Here is a 15,873-nt window from a genome sequence, read left to right on the forward strand (position 1 = left end):
TTTTGCCCACTCCAGTCCCCTTTTGGAACGGAAACGCCAGCTCCCGGGACATCGCGAATGATTCGTGCGACGCTGCTCTACCTCTTTACCGGGCTCTTCATCCTGGTTCTCGCGCCTCCGGCCATCGCCTGGACCCTCCTGGCCCGCCGCGATTCGCTGCTCTACACCCTCGCGCGCGCCTGCATCCGCACCGGTGGATGGATCTGCGGTATCAGGGTCAGGGTCGAGGGGAAGGACAAGATCCCACCGGGGCGGACCTGCGTCTTTCTCTCCAATCACCAGGGGAACATCGACGGCCCGGTGCTGCTCCACGCCCTGCCGCACAACTGGGCGGCCCTCGTCAAGAAGGAGATGATGCGCCTGCCCGTGCTTTCCCTGGTCCTCGAGCGCGCGGGCTTCGTCCCCATCGAACGCCTGAATCCGAAACAGGCGCACGCCGGAATCGACGAAGGGGCGCGGCGCCTGGCCGCCGGCAAGCATTTCGTGGCCTTCCCCGAGGGGACCCGCAGCCGAGACGGCCGCCTCGGCCCGTTCAAGAAGGGGGTGTTCCTCATGGCGATCAAGGCCGGGGCCCCCGTGGTCCCCGTCACGATCCTCGGGAGTTCGGCCGTCCTCCCCCCGGGGCGTTACGCCGTGCGCCCGGGCGAGGTCCGCGTCATCCTCCACGGCCCGATCGAAACCGGCCGCCTGGGCCTGGAGGACCGGGACGACCTCATCGCCGAAACCCGCCGGGCGATCGCCTCGGCGCTCCCGGCGGACGGTTAGGGGCCTTCACTCAGCTTCTTCCCCTTGATCCACCGGAGCGTGTTCTGCCGGTCGGTCGTGACCCCCGTGAGCTGCTGCTCGTAGCTGCGCAGGCTATAACGCAGGAGCAGCGGGTTGTCCTCGTCGTCGAGGAACCACCGCTCCCCCCCGCGTCCGTCCAGGACCTTCACGACCCGCATCCGGACCGGGGCGCCGTTCACTTCCACCTCCGTCTCCGCTTCGCCGGCGACGCGGAAACGGGTGGAGACCCCGTCGAGAACGCACCTCGCCGCCTTCTCCTCCTTCAACTCCCGGAAAATCTTCCGGCTCAGCCACAGGGTCGTCGAGTTGTGCGCCCTCCTGTCCATCCCGGCCTTGAAAAGGGAGGAGGTTTCAAAACCCCTGGCCTCGAGCACCTCCTTTTCGGGTATGAAAACGGTTCCCTGGGACCTCCCGTCCTCCCACTCCAGGAACCGGTCGGGCCCGAAGCGCGCGATGCGGGCCACGAACGTCGTCTCCTGGTGCGGCGACTGCGTCTTCCAGACCAGCACGGAATCCCGGCCGAGTCTGAGCGGGGCGTCCTCCCCCGCCGCGGCCAGGACCGAAATCGCCGCGCAGGCGATGCAGATGCGGATCGACAGTGTCATATCAGAATCCCTGGTCCTTGAGATAGTCGGCCGTGATCCGGGCGCCGCCCGCGTTCCCGAACAGCCCCAGCTGGAAGTAGCGTTCGAAATATTTCCCCAGGATGTCGACCTCGAGGTTGACCGGATCCCCCGGGCCGAGGGCGGCCAGGGTGGTTTCCTTGAGGGTGTGGGGGATGACCGAAACCGTGAAATCCCCCTGGCGCAGCCCGGACAGGGTCAGGCTGATCCCGTCGACGGCGATCGATCCCTTGTAGACCAGGTAGCGGGCGAGATCGCCGGGGTAGCCGAAGGAGATTTCGAATCCCTGTCCGGACGGGGTACGGGCCAGGAACCGGCCGACGTCATCGACATGTCCCTGCACGAAATGTCCGCCCAGCCGCCCCCCGGCCTCGAGCGCCCGCTCGAGATTGACCCTCGATCCCGCGCGCGCCTTCCCCAGCGCGGTGCGCCGGAGCGTTTCCGCCGAGATGTCGCACGTAAAGCGGTCGGTCGCGACCCCGGTCGCCGTGAGGCAGACCCCGTTGACCGCGACCGAATCGCCGATCCGGACGGCCGGGGCGAGCCGGGGACACGCGACCGTCATCTCGGCCCCTTCCGACCCGATCCTCAGCTCCCGGATGCTGCCCACCTCTTCAATGATCCCTGTGAACACCGCCCCTCCCTTTTCCTACAGGTTATCCGAACCTCCGCCGCGATTCAAACTCCCGCCCTCCGCCCCGGCCCCCCGCCGGCGGCGGGCGGCCGCAAAGATCCGCTCGACCTCGTCGGGAGTCAGCCGCCGGTGCTGCCCCGGTGCGAGCCCCCGGTCGGTCAAAAACCCTATCCGGACCCTCCGGAGCTTCAGCACCGGATGGCCCACGAGCCCGAACATGTCCCGGACCTGGCGGTTCCTCCCTTCGTTCAGGGTGACCTCGTACCAGCTGTTGGATCCGGCCTTGAGCAAAGCGATCCTGCACGGGGCCAGCCGGACCCCGCCCGGGATCCGGACGCCGCGGCGCAGCCGCGCGATCGTCTCGGGCGGGGGCGTTCCGCGCACCTTGGCGTGGTAGACCTTCTGGAGCGGACCCCCGGCGGAGGCGACGATGCGGGAGAACTCCCCGTCGTTGGTCAGCAGGATCAGCCCCTCGGTGTTGTAGTCGAGGCGCCCGACCGGAAAAACCCTGCGCCCGGCCCTCACCAGGTCGGTCACCTTGACCCGACCCTCCGGATCGTCGGCGGTGGAAACCACCTGCCTCGGCTTGTTCAGCAGGATATAGACCTTCTGCTCCGGAGGGCGGATCAGGCGGCCGTCGACCTTGACGTGATCGCGCTCCGGGTCGGCCTTTTCCCCGAGTTCGGTGACGGTGCGTCCGTTGACGCTCACCCGTCCCTGGAGGATCCACTCCTCGGCCTGGCGCCGCGATGCCAGCCCGGCCTCGGCGATCAGCTTCTGAAGTCGTTCCATGGCCTAAAGCTGGTCTCCCGCCATCTGGGCAAACTCCTCGAGGGTGGGGAGGTCGGCGAGGCTGTTGAGACCGAAATGGATGAGAAACTCCCTGGAGGTTCCATAAAGGATCGGCCGCCCCACGACTTCCTTCCTCCCCAGGATGCATACCAGTTTTCTTTCAAGCAGCGTCTGGAGGGCGGTGGTCGATTTCTTCCCCCGGATGGCAAGGATCTCCGCCAGCGTGACCGGCTGCTTGTAGGCGATCACCGCCAGGGTCTCCAGGGCCGCCATCGACAGCTTCGCCCCCGGGCGGGTCTTCAGGTAGGCGCGGATCTGTTCGTGATGCTCCGGGCGCGTGGTCATGCGGTAGCCGCCGGCCACTTCCCGGATGCACATCCCCCCCGGCCGCGCGTTGAAACTTTCGACCATGGCCGCCAGCGCCTGCCTTACCGCCTCCGGGGCCTCTTCCGGGAAAATCTCCCGGAACTGCTCCGCCTTCACCGGCTCCTCGGCCACGTAGATGATGGCTTCCATCACGGCCTGCATTTCGTTGCTTTCCATGGGATCAGGCACTTTCCTTCAATTTGGAGATCTGGATCTCCTCGAACGCTTTCTGCTGGTGCAGCCAGATTTCGCGCAGGCGTACCAGTTCGAGCAGTGCGAGGAACGTCACGATGAGGAGGCGCTTGGAGCTCGCCGCGGTGAAAAAGGAGGAGAACGCGAGGGTGTCGTGGACCAGGAAGCTTCTGCGGATCTCCTCGATCTTCTGCTCGATCGTCACTTCCTCCTGGGCCACCTCCAGGACGCGCTGCGACTCGAAGCGGCGGACCACCTCCTGGAACGCGTGCAGCAGGTCGAACAGAGTCACCGCGATGACGTCGTCGCCGTCCTCGAGCACCTCGTCGGGGGGGCGGTTCCAGACGGCGTTCTCCACCTCCTCCCGCGTATAGAGCATCTCGGCGGCGTTTTTGAACTTCTGGTGCTCGAGCAGCTGGTAGACCAGTTCGGTCCTCGGGTCGTCCGCATCCTCCGCCGCGCTCTCCCGGACCGGGTCGGGTGGGAGCAGCATCCGCGATTTGATGAAGATCAGGGTCGACGCCATCACCAGCCACTCCCCCGCGAGGTTGATGTTGAGCTCCTTCATGATCTCCAGGTACTGCAGGTACTGCTCGGTGATGTGGGCGATCGGGATGTTCCAAATGTCGATCTCCTCCCTTTTGATGAGGTGGAGGAGGAGATCGAGCGGACCTTCGAAGGCATCCAGGCGGATGGTGATGCCGCCCCCTTCGGCCCCGGGCCCGGAATCCAGGTTCAGATCTTCACCGCTTTCCATAAAATCCCGATCCGGCCCCTCCGGGCCGCGGACAAACCGCCCAATCAAAAGAACCGCCTGGTCAGGCTGACCGCCTGATCGGACCAGCCGCCTATATCGTCAGCAGCAGCCGTCGCATCCAGTCGATGGGAATAAAGATAAACCGAAACATGCCCATAAACATCATCAAATACAGGAGGAGAAACCCATAGGAGCCGAAGCGCCTGATCGCCCCGGCCGCCCCGGCCGGCAGGATCGCGTAGAGAATCCAGTGCCCGTCCAGGGGGGGGATGGGGATCAGGTTGAAGATCGCCAGCGCCAGGTTGATGACCACGAGGTAGAACAGGATCCCCACCACCGCGGCCAGGATCGTCTGTTCACCTGGAAGACGCATGGTGGCGGCCAGAAAGAAGATCGGCCCCCGCGAACCGGCCATCGCCAGCTTGAGGACCGCCAGAAGCGCGAAGGCGGCGGCCGCGGCGGCCAGGTTCGAAGCCGGTCCCGCCAGGGAGATGAAGAGCTGGGCGCGTCCCGCGTCCCTGAGCCGGGACGGGTCGAAGGGGACCGGCCGGGCCCAGCCGATGACGGGGAGATGGGCCGCCAGCATCAGGATCGGAAAGAGCAGCGTCCCGACCGGGTCGACGTGGGCCCGGGGGTTGAGCGTCACCCGTCCCAGGCTGCGGGCGGTATCGTCCCCCCAGCGCGAGGCCATCCATGCGTGCGCGGCTTCGTGCAGGCCGAGCGAAAAGAGCAAAACGGCAATTTGTATGGCGATGACGCCGGCATTCAGATCGGCCAGAAAATTCACCTCAGCTCCCGCCCCCAGGATCCAAAACCCAACAGCCTGTCAATATATCATACGCGTCGCGGCGCCCCTACCTTAACCTCCCTCCCCTCCTCCCATGGCCGGGACCCGCGTGGGGCTTGCCGTTGGGTTGTCGTAAATGCTAGAATTTGAACTTCTTAGGCAAAGGATATGATCTGGATTCTGACCCTCGCAGCGACCCTGTACCTCGTAGGCCTGCTCCACTCGGTGTTCGGGTTCTACCAGAAGCGGCCTGTTTTCATGCGCCTGGCGCTCGCCATGGTAGCCGTCGCGTTCGTATGCCACACTCTCTTTCTCTTCTGGATCGGTTTCACGCGCCGTCACTTCCCCATCACGAACCTGCCGGAATCGCTCTGTTTCTTCGCCTGGTGCATTTCGCTCATCTTCATGCTGGCAAGCTGTCGCTACCGGATCAACGCCCTGGGGGCCTTCACGCTGCCGCTGGTTTCCGGCCTGACCATCCTGTCCCAGGTGGTCTGGCAGGAGAATCATTTCAGCCCGATGGTGCTCCGGAGCGGATGGGTCTATTTTCACGCCGGCACCGCGTTTCTGGCCTACGCGGCGTTTTTCCTGACCCTCCTTTTTGCTGTTTTCTATCTTATTCAGGAAAAAGAACTTAAAGGGAAACATTTCCGCTTTCTCTACTTCCGCCTTCCACCGCTCCAGCCCTGCGACGAGATGTCGGGACGGTTTCTGTATATCGGCTTCGCCGCCATGAGCCTGACAATCATATCGGGCGCCGTCTGGGCCGAGCAGGCCTGGGGGCGTTTCTGGAACTGGGACCCCAAGGAAACCGCTTCGCTCGTCACCTGGTGCATTTACCTGTTTCTGATACACTATCGTCTTTCGGGCAGGTGGCACGCAAGAAGGGCCGCCTACCTCAGCATCCTGGGGTTCGCGTCGATCCTGGTCACTTTCGGCGTGAATTGGGGGCTGCATGCCTTTCTGTGATCGTCCCGGACCGGCCGCCGCCGGGGTCGCGAGCCGCGGCCGCCGCAACAGGTGCAAACTGCCATGAGCCATCCAGCATGAGCCATCTGGTCGTCGTGGGCCTCAATCATCGAACGGCGCCGCTGGATACCAGGCAAAGGGCCGCCTTCGAGCCCGAACGTCTGGCGGAGGGGATGCGGGAGTTGTCGGGCATCCCCGGAATCCTGGAGGCGATGATCCTCTCCACCTGCAACCGCGTCGAGGCCATCGCCCATGTCGCCGGGGCGCCCTCCGGGCCGGATGCCGTCGAGGCCTGGCTGTCCGGTTCGCGCGGCATCCCGCGGGACGAGCTGCGCCCCTTTCTCTACCGCTACGAGGATGAAAGCGCGGTCCGCCACGTTTTCCGGGTCGCCAGTTCCCTCGATTCCATGATCCTGGGGGAGCCCCAGATCCTGGGCCAGGTCAAGTCGTGCTACGCGGCCGCTGTCGACGCCCGGTCCGTGGGCCCCTGGCTCAACCACCTCCTGCAGGCGGCCTTCAGGACCGCGAAAAGGGTCCGGAGCGAAACCAGCATCGGGGAGTACCCGGTCTCGTCCAGCAGCGCCGCGGTCGAACTGGCCCGGAAGATCTTCGGCGAACTCTCCGGCCTGCGCGTCCTCGTGGTGGGAGCCGGGAAGATGGGGGAAACGGCCGTGCGCCACCTGGCCGAATCGGGCGTCGGGAGCATCTCGGTCGTCAACCGCAGCGCGGAAGCCGCGCGCGCCCTGGCGGAGCGTTTTGACGGCGCCGCCGGCGATTTTTCCCGCCTGACCGAAATGCTCGCCGGCGCCGACATCGTCATCACCTCCACCGGCGCGCCCGAGATCCTCATCCCCCCCCCGATGGTCGAGGAAGCGATGCGCCGGCGCAGGCAGGGCCCGATGGTTGTCATCGACATCTCGGTCCCCCGCAACGTCGACCCCGGCGTAGGCGCGATCGAAAATGTCTTCTGCTACGACATCGACGACCTGTCGAGCGTCGTGGAAGCCAACCTCGGCGAGCGGCTCCGGGCGGCGGGCGCCGCGGAGAAGATCGTGGACCAGGAGGTGCGTGCCTTCGCCGGCAAGATCCGTTCCCTCAAGACCGTCCCCATGGTGCGGGAAGTCCAGGGGCGGATCGAGGACATCTGTCGCTCGGAGCTGGAGCGCTTTCTGAAAAAAGGGGGGGCCCTGGACGCCCGCCAGCTCCGCGAGCTGGAATCGATGATGTCGCGGGTTGCGGCCAAGATCGCCCATCCGCTGCTCGAGGAGCTGCGCCACGGAGACGGCTCGCGCAGCGAAACCGCTCTGACCGAACTGCTGCAGCAGCTGCTGCAGCCGAGAAAGGGAAAACCATGATCGTGATCGGGACGCGGGGCAGCCGCCTGGCGCTGGCCCAGACGGAATGGGTCAGGGACCGCATCCTCGGGTGCTTCCCCGAAACCGAAATCCGCGTGGACGTCATCGGGACCCCGGCCGACCGGGACAAGACCACCTCGCTCCGTTCCGTCCCCTCCGCCGGGGTGTTCGTCAAGGAACTCGAGTACGCCCTGATCCGGGGGGAGATCGATCTCGCGGTTCACAGCATGAAGGACGTACCGACCCTGATCGCCGAAGGGTGCGTCATCGCGGCCGTTCCCGAGCGGGAAGACCCCCGCGACGTCCTGGTGGCCCGCGGCCCGCTCGAGCTCGAGCATCTGCCGCGGGGGGCCCGCATCGGGACCGGGAGCTTTCGCCGGCAGGCCCAGCTGCTGGCGCTCCGGCCCGATCTCGAGATCGTGGACCTGCGCGGCAACATCGAAACCAGGATCGGTAAAATCGCAACGGGCGCGTGCGACGCCGTGATGCTGGCGGCCGCCGGCCTGCGCCGGCTGGGCATCGCCTCCCGGATCAGCCTGCTGTTCGACTTCGGGCGGATGCTGCCCGCGCCCGGCCAGGGAGCGCTGGCCGTGGAAACCCGGGCCGGGGACACCCGGGTCGCCCGCCTCGCCGCCGCCGTCCATCACCCGGAAACCGCCCTGGCCGTCACCGCGGAAAGGGAGTTCCTCGAGCGGATGGGGGGCGGGTGCAACGTGCCGATCGCCGCCTTTGCCCGGCCGGTCCCCGGCGGGCTGGAAATCGAGGGCCTGGTGGCCTCGCCCGACGGCCGCAGCGTGGTGCGCGAGCGGGTGTCCGCCGACGCCCGGACGGCCGCGGATGCGGCCGCGGTCCTTGCCGGGCGGATCCTGGAACGCGGTGCCGGGCGGATCCTGGAGGAATTTCGTGCGTGAGGGCGAGAAGGGAGAGGACGCCGTGACCGTGACCCGAGACCCGCTCAGGGGCAGGACCCTCCTGGTCGCCGCCAGCGCCAAGCTCCTCGGGCCGCTGAAAGCGGGGTTCGAGGCCCTCGGCGCCGAGGTGCTTCCCTTTCCCACGATCGAAGCGCACGAGGTCGAGGACCCCGGGCCCCTCGACGCCGCCATCCGCGCCCTCCCCGATTACGACTGGATCGTCTTCACCAGCGCCTACAGCGTCTCCTTCTTCCTCCGCCGGGCCCGGGAGATTTCGGGACTCCCGCCGGCCGGGCGGCGCCCCCTCGTCTGCGCCATCGGGCCCGGGACCGCCGCGGAAGCCGCCGCCGGCGGCTTCCGCCCCGACCTGGTGCCGGAGGAGTTCGTGGCCGAGGGGGTGTTCGACGCCCTCGCGCGCCGCTCCGGGGGGGAGCGGGGGCTCCGGGGACGCCGCATCCTGATCCCGCGCGCGGAGCGGGCGCGCGCCTTCCTCCCCGAGGCGCTCACGCGCGCCGGTGCGCGCGTCGACGTGGTTCCGTGCTACCGCACCCTGCGCGCGGCGCCCCCGCCGGACGCTCTCGCCCGGCTGGGCGAAAAAACGCCCGACCTGCTCGTTTTCACTAGTGCGTCCACCGTCCGGAATATGATAGAAATTCTTGGGCAGGACGAGGGACGAAAGCTGCTGAGCCAAGCGCGCGTCGCCGTGATCGGCCCCGTAACGGGAAAAGAGGCGGAAGCGAGCGGGAAACGCGCGGACATCATTCCCGGAGAGAGCACGGTGCGGTCCCTGATCGAGGCGGTCGGGGACTACTTCGCCCGCGTATCCCCCACCTCTCCCCCTTGAAACACCGAGGACGCAATACCGGCGCCGCCCGCGCCCGACCAGGATCGTTCATACAAGGAGCTTTCATGCCGAAACGCAAGGACATCAACAAAATCCTCATCATCGGATCCGGACCCATCATCATCGGTCAGGCGTGCGAATTCGATTATTCCGGGACACAGGCCTGCAAAGCGCTGCGCAAGCTGGGCTACGAAATCGTTCTCGTCAACTCCAACCCGGCCACGATCATGACCGACCCGGGAATGGCCGACCGGACCTACATCGAGCCGCTGAACCTCAAATCGCTGACCAGGATCATCGAGCGGGAGCGCCCCGACGCCCTGCTGCCGAACCTGGGGGGGCAGACGGGGCTCAACCTTTCCTCGCAGCTGGCGGCCGAGGGGGTGCTCGAAAAATACGGCGTCCGCATCATCGGGGTCCCGGCCGAAGCCATCGAACGGGGCGAGGACCGGGACGCCTTCAAGCGCACGATGACGCGGCTGGGCATCGAAATGCCCCGGAGCGAAATCGCCCTCAGTCTCGAGGAAGCGGAGCGCATCCTCGAGCGCATCGACCTCCCCTGCGTGATCCGCCCGGCCTATACCATGGGGGGGACCGGCGGCGGCCTGGTCTACAACCTCGAGGAGTTCCGTCTCGTGGTGAACCGGGGGCTGGCGGCCAGCCTGGTGGGGCAGGTCCTCGTCGAGGAGTCGGTGGAAGGATGGGAGGAGCTGGAACTCGAGGTCGTCCGCGACGGCAAGGGGCAGAAGATCACCGTCTGCTTCATCGAAAACATCGACGCCATGGGGGTTCACACCGGCGATTCCTTCTGCTCCGCCCCCATGCTGACCATCGCGCCCGAGCTGCAGCGGAGGCTCCAGGAATACTCCTACGCCATCGTAGACGCCATCGGCGTCATCGGCGGGACCAACGTGCAGTTCGCCCACGACCCCCGGACCGGCCGCGTCGTCGTGATCGAGATCAACCCGCGCACCTCCCGTTCCTCGGCGCTGGCCTCGAAGGCCACCGGCTTCCCCATCGCCTACGTCTCGGCGCTGCTCGCCGGGGGGCTGACGCTCGACGAGATCCCCTACTGGCGCGACGGCACCCTGGACAGGTACACCCCCTGGGGGGACTACGTGGTCGTCAAGTTCGCCCGCTGGGCGTTCGAGAAATTCCGCGGCGCCCAGGACCGTCTGGGCACGCAGATGCGGGCGGTCGGCGAGGTGATGAGCATCGGGAAGAACTACAAGGAGGCGCTGCAGAAGGCGATCCGATCGCTGGAGACGGGGAGGCTCGGCCTGGGCTTCGCCCGCGATTTCCACGAGAAGACCCTGGAGGAGCTCATGGGGATGCTGTGGCACGCCACGAGCGAGCGGCAGTTCATCATGTACGAGGCGCTGCGCAAGGGGGCCACGGTCGCCCAGCTGCACGAGCGCACCCACATCAAGCCCTGGTTCATCGGGCAGATGAAGGAGCTGGTGGAGCTGGAGGAGCGGATCCTGGCCTGCAGGGGGAAGGAATTCCCCGATGCATTGTTTCTCCAGGCCAAGAGGGAGGGCTTCGCCGACGGGTACCTGGCGCGCCTCACGGGCGCCCCGGAAGAGTCGATCCGCGAGCGCCGGCTCGCCCTGGGGCTGGCGCAGGCCTGGGAGCCGGTCCCCGTCTCCGGCGTGGACGGCGCGGCCTACTACTATTCCACCTACAACGCGCCCGACCGCGTCCCGACGAGCGACCGCAGGAAGGTGATGGTGCTCGGCGGCGGGCCCAACCGCATAGGCCAGGGGATCGAGTTCGACTACTGCTGCGTGCACGCGGCCCTGGCGCTGCGCGAGATGGGCTACGAGACCATCATGGTCAACTGCAACCCCGAAACGGTCTCCACCGATTACGACACCTCCGACAAGCTCTATTTCGAGCCCCTCACGGTCGAGGACGTGCTCGGCATCTACCACAAGGAAAAGCCGGAGGGCGTCATCGTCCAGTTCGGCGGCCAGACCCCGCTCAACATCTGCAGGTCGCTCGAGGAGGCGGGGGTGAGGATCCTGGGCACCACCCCCGACACCATCGACCTGGCCGAGGACCGCGACCGGTTCCGCACGATCGTGCGGAAACTGGGGATTCCCCAGCCCGCCTCCGGAATGGCGCGCAACCTTCCCGAGGCGCTCTCGATCGCCGCGGAGATCGGGTACCCGCTCATGGTCCGGCCCTCGTACGTCCTGGGCGGACGCGGGATGGAGGTGGTCCACGACGAGGAGGACCTCACCCTCTACGTTTCCAGGGCCGTGGAGGTCTGGCCCGACATGCCGATCCTGATCGACAAGTTTCTCGAGAACGCCCTGGAGGTGGAGGCCGACGCCATCTCCGACGGCACCGACGCCTTCATCCCCGCCATCATGGAGCATATCGAGCTGGCCGGCATCCATTCCGGGGACTCGGCCTGCGTGATCCCCCCGGTCAGCATTCCCGAACATCACCGGAAGACGATCGCGGAATACACCCGGCGTCTCGCCATCGAGCTCGGGGTCCTCGGCCTCATCAACATCCAGTACGCGATCGCCGACGGTACCGTCTATATCCTCGAAGCCAACCCCCGCGCCTCTCGTACGGTGCCGCTCGTGTCGAAGGTGTGCAACATCCAGATGGTGCAGGCGGCCACGCGCATCATGATGGGGAAGAGCATGGGCCAGCTGGGGCTCGAACGCCGGCACATTCCCCACTACGGCGTCAAGGAAGCCGTCTTCCCCTTCAACATGTTCCCGGAGGTCGACCCGGTCCTGGGCCCGGAGATGCGGTCCACGGGGGAGGTGCTCGGGATGGCCGATTCCTTCGAGCTCGCCTTCCACAAGGCGCAGGAGGCGGCGCAGCAGCTGCTGCCCCGCCAGGGGGCCGTCCTCCTCTCCGTCTCCGACCCGGACAAGAACGAAGCCCTCGCCGTCGCCCGGGAATTCAGCCTCCTGGGGTTCCGGCTCCTGGCCACCGAGGGGACGCAACAGTTCCTTTCCGGGTACGGGATCGAGTGCGACCGGATCCTCAAGCTGCGGTCGGGGCGGCCCAACATCGTCGACGCCATCAAGAACGGGGAGGTCCAGCTGGTGGTCAACACCCCCGTGGGCAAGCGGAGCAGCGACGACGATTCCTACATCCGCAAGACCGCCATCAGGTACAAGGTCCCCTACGTCACCACCATGGCCGCGGCCCGGGCCGCCGCCCGCGGCATCGCGGCCTACGCGCGCAAGGAGGGGGCCGTCCTCTCGCTGCAGGAATATCACGCCGGGATCGGCCGGGAGCCGGGGTCCTGACACCGCCTGCGTTGGGGAGAGAGGGGAGGAAGGGGCTTTTGATATTTATCCCCGAGGCGTTATCGCTTATCATTTTCCCGGGGACCCGCGGCGGGTCCGCTTCTCACTCTGGCGGGAAACAGGAGGGAACCATGCATAGAACAGTGTGTTGGATCGGGACGGTGCTCGCGGCGGTGCTGCTGGCCTCGGGCCTCCCGGCCCTCGCCCAGACCGCGGGCGCGACGCAGACGGCCGGCGGCAGCGGAGGCACCGCGTTCTCCGACATCGATGTACCGCAGGGGGCCCGGGTCCTCGAGGTGCATGTCTACAGCGGAAGATACGTCGACGCCGTGCAGATGCAGTACGCGCTCCCCGACGGGCGCGTGGTGACCGGGCCGCGCCACGGCGGCCCCGGCGGGAGCCTGAGCGCGCTGCGCCTCGATTCCGATGAGGCCCTCGTGGGCCTCTCCGGACGCTTCGGCGAGTACATCGATTCCATCCGGATCCACACCAGCAAGCGCACCTCGCAGCTGCTGGGAGGGTCGGGCGGACGGCAGGATTACCGGATCCAGGTTCCAGCGCGCCACCAGGCCGTCGGGTTCACCGGCCGGGCGGGCAACTACCTCGATGCCATCGGGCTGACCTACGTCCCGCAGATGATGGTGCCCGCCGGGTTTACCAAGACGGCCGGGGGAACGGGGGGGGAGCAGTTCGCGGACCGGCAGATCCCCCTGGACGCGCGTATTTCGCAGATCCGCATCCGGGCGGGGCGCTATGTCGACTCCATCCAGGCCGTCTACACCCTGCCGGGGGGCTCGTTGTACGAGGGCCCGCTGCACGGCGGGACCGGCGGGAGCCTGAACGTGCTCGAGCTCGCCGAGGACGAATACGTCACGGGGATTTCCGGGAGGATGGGAAACTACGTCGATTCCATCGTCATCCATACCAACCGGCGGTCGTTCCCCGCGTACGGGGGGAGCGGCGGGCGCCAGTCGTTCCGGATCGAGGTGCCGGCCGGAAACCAGGCGATCGGATTCACGGGCCGGGCGGCCCGGTACCTGGATTCCATCGGGCTCGGGTACGCGCCCCGCGCCGGGTCCCCGGCGAGGCGCAACACGCGTTTCCGCATCCGCCGCTGAGGGCTTCAGCCCTCCCTGAGATGCTCCACGGCGACCTGCCGGGAGCGGTAGGCTCGGTAGCGCTCCCGGCAGGCCTGGTGCACCCCGGGCGAGGTGCGGGTCACGAACTCGTGGATGACGCGGAACCGGACGGCAAAATCCAGGCCGCAGTGCCCGTCCGCGATCAGGATGCCCGCCTGGGCGGGATTGATCTCCACCGTCACGATCGCCACCGGGATTTCGGCATCCCGATCCTCCTCGCGCATCACCCGGTGCGGAAGAAACGATTCCTGCTTGAGCACCCAGAGCATGCGGTCGATGTCGGCTGCCCGGGCCTCCCCGTCCGCGTAGATCAGCACCCGCTCCCTCCGGGACAGGGCGCTTTCGACGATCCCGAACAGGCACGGGTCGCGCCGTTCGGCCCCCGTGTCGTGGAAAATGCATGAACTCATTCGGCCTGCGGCCTCCTTTCCTTTTCGGGCTCCCTGAACTCGACCTCGATCCCGATCATCGTCTCGACCACTTCCCCGTTTTTGGTCGCCGGAAGGAAAACCCAGCTGTTTCGGACTCCCTCCAAAGCGCGCTCGTCCAGGCCCCGGCCCAGGCCCTTCACCACCTCGAGACCCTGGATTCCCCCGTTCCTGTTGATGACGCCGGATAGTTTTACCTTCCCCCAGGTCTTCGTTTTGCGCGCCTCGGCGGTGGGGGGGATCTCGGGGCGTTCGATGATCTTGGGCGGATTGATCCCGTCCTCCGTCAGGAGCCCCTCCCAGTCGCGGTCCCAGGCCGAGGTGCCGTCGGTGCGTTCGTCGTGCCCCATGTGGCGGATCCCCGCCTTCTCGAGCATCGCCGCGGGGTCGACGCTCTCGAGATCGAGCTGCCCGATCTGGAGGGCCAGTTGTTCGAAATCGCCCTTTGCCAGCGGCTCCAGGTAGAACCGCCGGGCACCGACGCGCACGCTCGGCTCCTCTATGGCGTCGAGTTCGCGGAATGCTCCGATGACGGTCAGCCCCGCATAGCTGTGCCCCATCAGGAGAAAAGACGCCGTGTACCGCTCCGCATCCCCCTCCGCGTCCTCCTGTTCGGATTCGTAGACCTGGCCGATGTAATGCGCTCCCGAGCCTCCGCGGTAGATGAACTCGCCCGGTTGGATGACGAGGACGAATTCCGACAGGTTGATGAAATTCAGCACAAAGGAGCGCTCTCCCGCCACCTCGGCCGTGATGATGGTGTTTTCATCGACATAGGCGAAAGACCGGGCCGGCGCGGCCGCCGGAGCCGCCGCGGCCAGCCCCGGCAGGAAGAGGGCGAGCAGCAGGGTCATCCACGGTTTTTCCGAAATCTTTTTCATGAGCGTCGCTACTCCACCGCGCGGGAGTTCGGGTCCTCGCCCAGCGCCCGCTTGAATGTGTCGATCACGCTGACGGGGGTGGGATCGACGCGGTTCAGATACGCCATGTACAGGCTCACGAAATCCCCCAGGTAAAGGCTCGACAGGACCCGGCAGAGGAGCGATTCCCCGCGGCTCCACACCTCGTGGAGGCCGCCCGCCACGGGGCCGATGACGCCGCGCGTCAATTCGAACCGCCGCTGCACCTGCTGGTGATCCCCCCGGTCCCGCAGGAAGACCGCTCCGACCTCCCCGAGCACCCCTTCGGGGAAACGCCAGCCCACGAGCTCGTTGTGGTTCATCTCCGGCAGCACGTGGTGAAACGCCAGCTGTTTCGCGTTTTCCTCGATCTGCGACCGCCACCGATAGGCGCAGGCGCCCATGACGCCGCTGGAGCCGTAGATCGCCACGATCTTTCCGGCAAGCGAGCGGGCCAGGCCCCTGGCCGGATTCGATCCCGCCGCCGCCCCGGCCCCGCACTCGTCCCGGAGCCCCGCCAGGACCTCCAGGGTCTCCTCCAGGGCCCCGTCCGGCGGAGGGATCACCCGAAGGGCCCCCAGCGCTCCCAGCAGCGTCATCAGGGCGTGCCCCAGCGCAGCCCGCGGGGGGAAGCCCCCGGGAAGGGGGAGCCTCGCGACGCCGTCCGATTCGGCCCGGCGGGAGAGTTCGCCCCCCGAGCTGATGCACACGATGCGGGCCCCCGCCCTACGGGCCTGGGCGTAGGCGCCGAGCGTCTCCTCGGTGTCGCCCGAATAGCTCGAGGCCACGACGAGGGTGCGCGGGCCGACGAAGGCGGGGAGAACGTAGTCCCGGCTGACGACAAACGGGACCTCCATGCGGGCGCCGGCTATGGAGTACGCCAGGTCCCCCGCTATGGCCGACCCTCCGAGACCGCTGACGACCACGGCCTCGGGCTGCGGGCCCGCCGGCAGCGACAGGCGCCCGGCGGCCGCGGCGGCCGCGGCGACATGATCGGGAAAGGCCTCCACCAGCGATATCATCGAATGCGGATCGAGGTCGGCCCCGGGCTCGCTCCGGTCATGAATGGACATCAGGTTCCCCTCTCTTTGACGGCGGCGACGGCCGGAA

Annotated in this window: 16 protein-coding genes; 7 read left to right on the forward strand and 9 right to left on the reverse strand. The window is 67.0% G+C overall.

Translation table 11 applies throughout. The annotated features are described in order from the left end of the window. Positions 1–57 precede the first annotated feature (57 nt). On the forward strand, positions 58–765 hold the full coding sequence (locus GXY47_09755) for a 1-acyl-sn-glycerol-3-phosphate acyltransferase (GenBank protein ID NLV31428.1): 708 nt from the start codon (positions 58–60) through the stop codon (positions 763–765). On the opposite strand, the gene GXY47_09760 is transcribed toward GXY47_09755, so the two are convergent. The 6 genes from GXY47_09760 to GXY47_09785 form a co-directional block, all read right to left on the reverse strand. Further along, entirely contained in the window at positions 762–1,391 is a 630-nt protein-coding gene (locus GXY47_09760; GenBank protein ID NLV31429.1) for a hypothetical protein, read from the reverse strand. The two genes, GXY47_09755 and GXY47_09760, sit on opposite strands and share 4 nt — an antisense overlap. A gap of 1 nt (position 1,392) precedes the next feature. Further along, entirely contained in the window at positions 1,393–2,043 is a 651-nt protein-coding gene (locus GXY47_09765; GenBank protein ID NLV31430.1) for a riboflavin synthase, read from the reverse strand. 15 nt (positions 2,044–2,058) lie between these two features. Then, positions 2,059–2,835: an rRNA pseudouridine synthase gene (locus tag GXY47_09770; GenBank protein NLV31431.1), complete on the reverse strand. Its 777-nt coding sequence runs from the start codon at positions 2,833–2,835 to the stop codon at positions 2,059–2,061. 3 nt (positions 2,836–2,838) lie between these two features. Beyond that, positions 2,839–3,378 (reverse strand): SMC-Scp complex subunit ScpB, encoded by a 540-nt coding sequence (scpB, locus tag GXY47_09775; GenBank protein ID NLV31432.1) that lies wholly within the window; start codon positions 3,376–3,378, stop codon positions 2,839–2,841. Between the two features lie 4 nt (positions 3,379–3,382). Next, on the reverse strand, positions 3,383–4,150 hold the full coding sequence (locus tag GXY47_09780; GenBank protein ID NLV31433.1) for a segregation/condensation protein A: 768 nt from the start codon (positions 4,148–4,150) through the stop codon (positions 3,383–3,385). A 91-nt stretch (positions 4,151–4,241) separates the two neighbouring features. Further along, the gene (locus tag GXY47_09785; GenBank protein ID NLV31434.1) at positions 4,242–4,937 is read right to left on the reverse strand and encodes a site-2 protease family protein; all 696 of its coding nucleotides are present in this window, start codon (positions 4,935–4,937) and stop codon (positions 4,242–4,244) included. Positions 4,938–5,105: 168 nt separating this feature from the next. Between GXY47_09785 and ccsA the strand changes: the two genes are divergently transcribed. From ccsA to GXY47_09815, 6 genes are all read left to right on the forward strand, one after another. Beyond that, on the forward strand, positions 5,106–5,906 hold the full coding sequence (gene ccsA, locus GXY47_09790; GenBank protein ID NLV31435.1) for a cytochrome c biogenesis protein CcsA: 801 nt from the start codon (positions 5,106–5,108) through the stop codon (positions 5,904–5,906). A 77-nt stretch (positions 5,907–5,983) separates the two neighbouring features. Further along, the gene (locus GXY47_09795) at positions 5,984–7,261 is read left to right on the forward strand and encodes a glutamyl-tRNA reductase (protein NLV31436.1); all 1,278 of its coding nucleotides are present in this window, start codon (positions 5,984–5,986) and stop codon (positions 7,259–7,261) included. Continuing rightward, complete coding sequence (hemC, locus tag GXY47_09800) at positions 7,258–8,172, forward strand: hydroxymethylbilane synthase (protein NLV31437.1); 915 nt, start codon at positions 7,258–7,260, stop codon at positions 8,170–8,172. The genes GXY47_09795 and hemC overlap by 4 nt, the downstream gene beginning before the upstream one ends. A 22-nt stretch (positions 8,173–8,194) precedes the next feature. Beyond that, a complete protein-coding gene (locus GXY47_09805; protein NLV31438.1) occupies positions 8,195–9,016 on the forward strand; it encodes a uroporphyrinogen-III synthase in 822 nt (273 codons plus the stop codon). A 65-nt stretch (positions 9,017–9,081) separates the two neighbouring features. After that, positions 9,082–12,297: a carbamoyl-phosphate synthase large subunit gene (carB, locus tag GXY47_09810; GenBank protein NLV31439.1), complete on the forward strand. Its 3,216-nt coding sequence runs from the start codon at positions 9,082–9,084 to the stop codon at positions 12,295–12,297. A gap of 131 nt (positions 12,298–12,428) precedes the next feature. Next, entirely contained in the window at positions 12,429–13,415 is a 987-nt protein-coding gene (locus GXY47_09815; protein ID NLV31440.1) for a hypothetical protein, read from the forward strand. A 5-nt stretch (positions 13,416–13,420) separates the two neighbouring features. Here GXY47_09815 and GXY47_09820 read toward each other — a convergent pair whose 3' ends face one another. Genes GXY47_09820 through GXY47_09830 form a run of 3 tightly spaced genes read right to left on the reverse strand, consistent with a single transcriptional unit; the run spans position 13,421 to position 15,836 of the window. Continuing rightward, positions 13,421–13,846: a DNA polymerase III subunit chi gene (locus tag GXY47_09820; GenBank protein NLV31441.1), complete on the reverse strand. Its 426-nt coding sequence runs from the start codon at positions 13,844–13,846 to the stop codon at positions 13,421–13,423. Beyond that, on the reverse strand, positions 13,843–14,745 hold the full coding sequence (locus GXY47_09825; protein ID NLV31442.1) for an energy transducer TonB: 903 nt from the start codon (positions 14,743–14,745) through the stop codon (positions 13,843–13,845). Before GXY47_09825 ends, GXY47_09820 begins: the two co-directional genes overlap by 4 nt. Before the next feature lie 8 nt (positions 14,746–14,753). Next, positions 14,754–15,836, reverse strand: coding sequence for a bifunctional phosphoglucose/phosphomannose isomerase (locus GXY47_09830; GenBank protein ID NLV31443.1), 1,083 nt, complete (start codon positions 15,834–15,836; stop codon positions 14,754–14,756). Between the last annotated feature and the right edge of the window lie 37 nt (positions 15,837–15,873).

It is taken from the genome of Acidobacteriota bacterium (assembly GCA_012729555.1).
Taxonomy (GTDB): Bacteria; Acidobacteriota; UBA6911; order UBA6911; family UBA6911; genus UBA6911.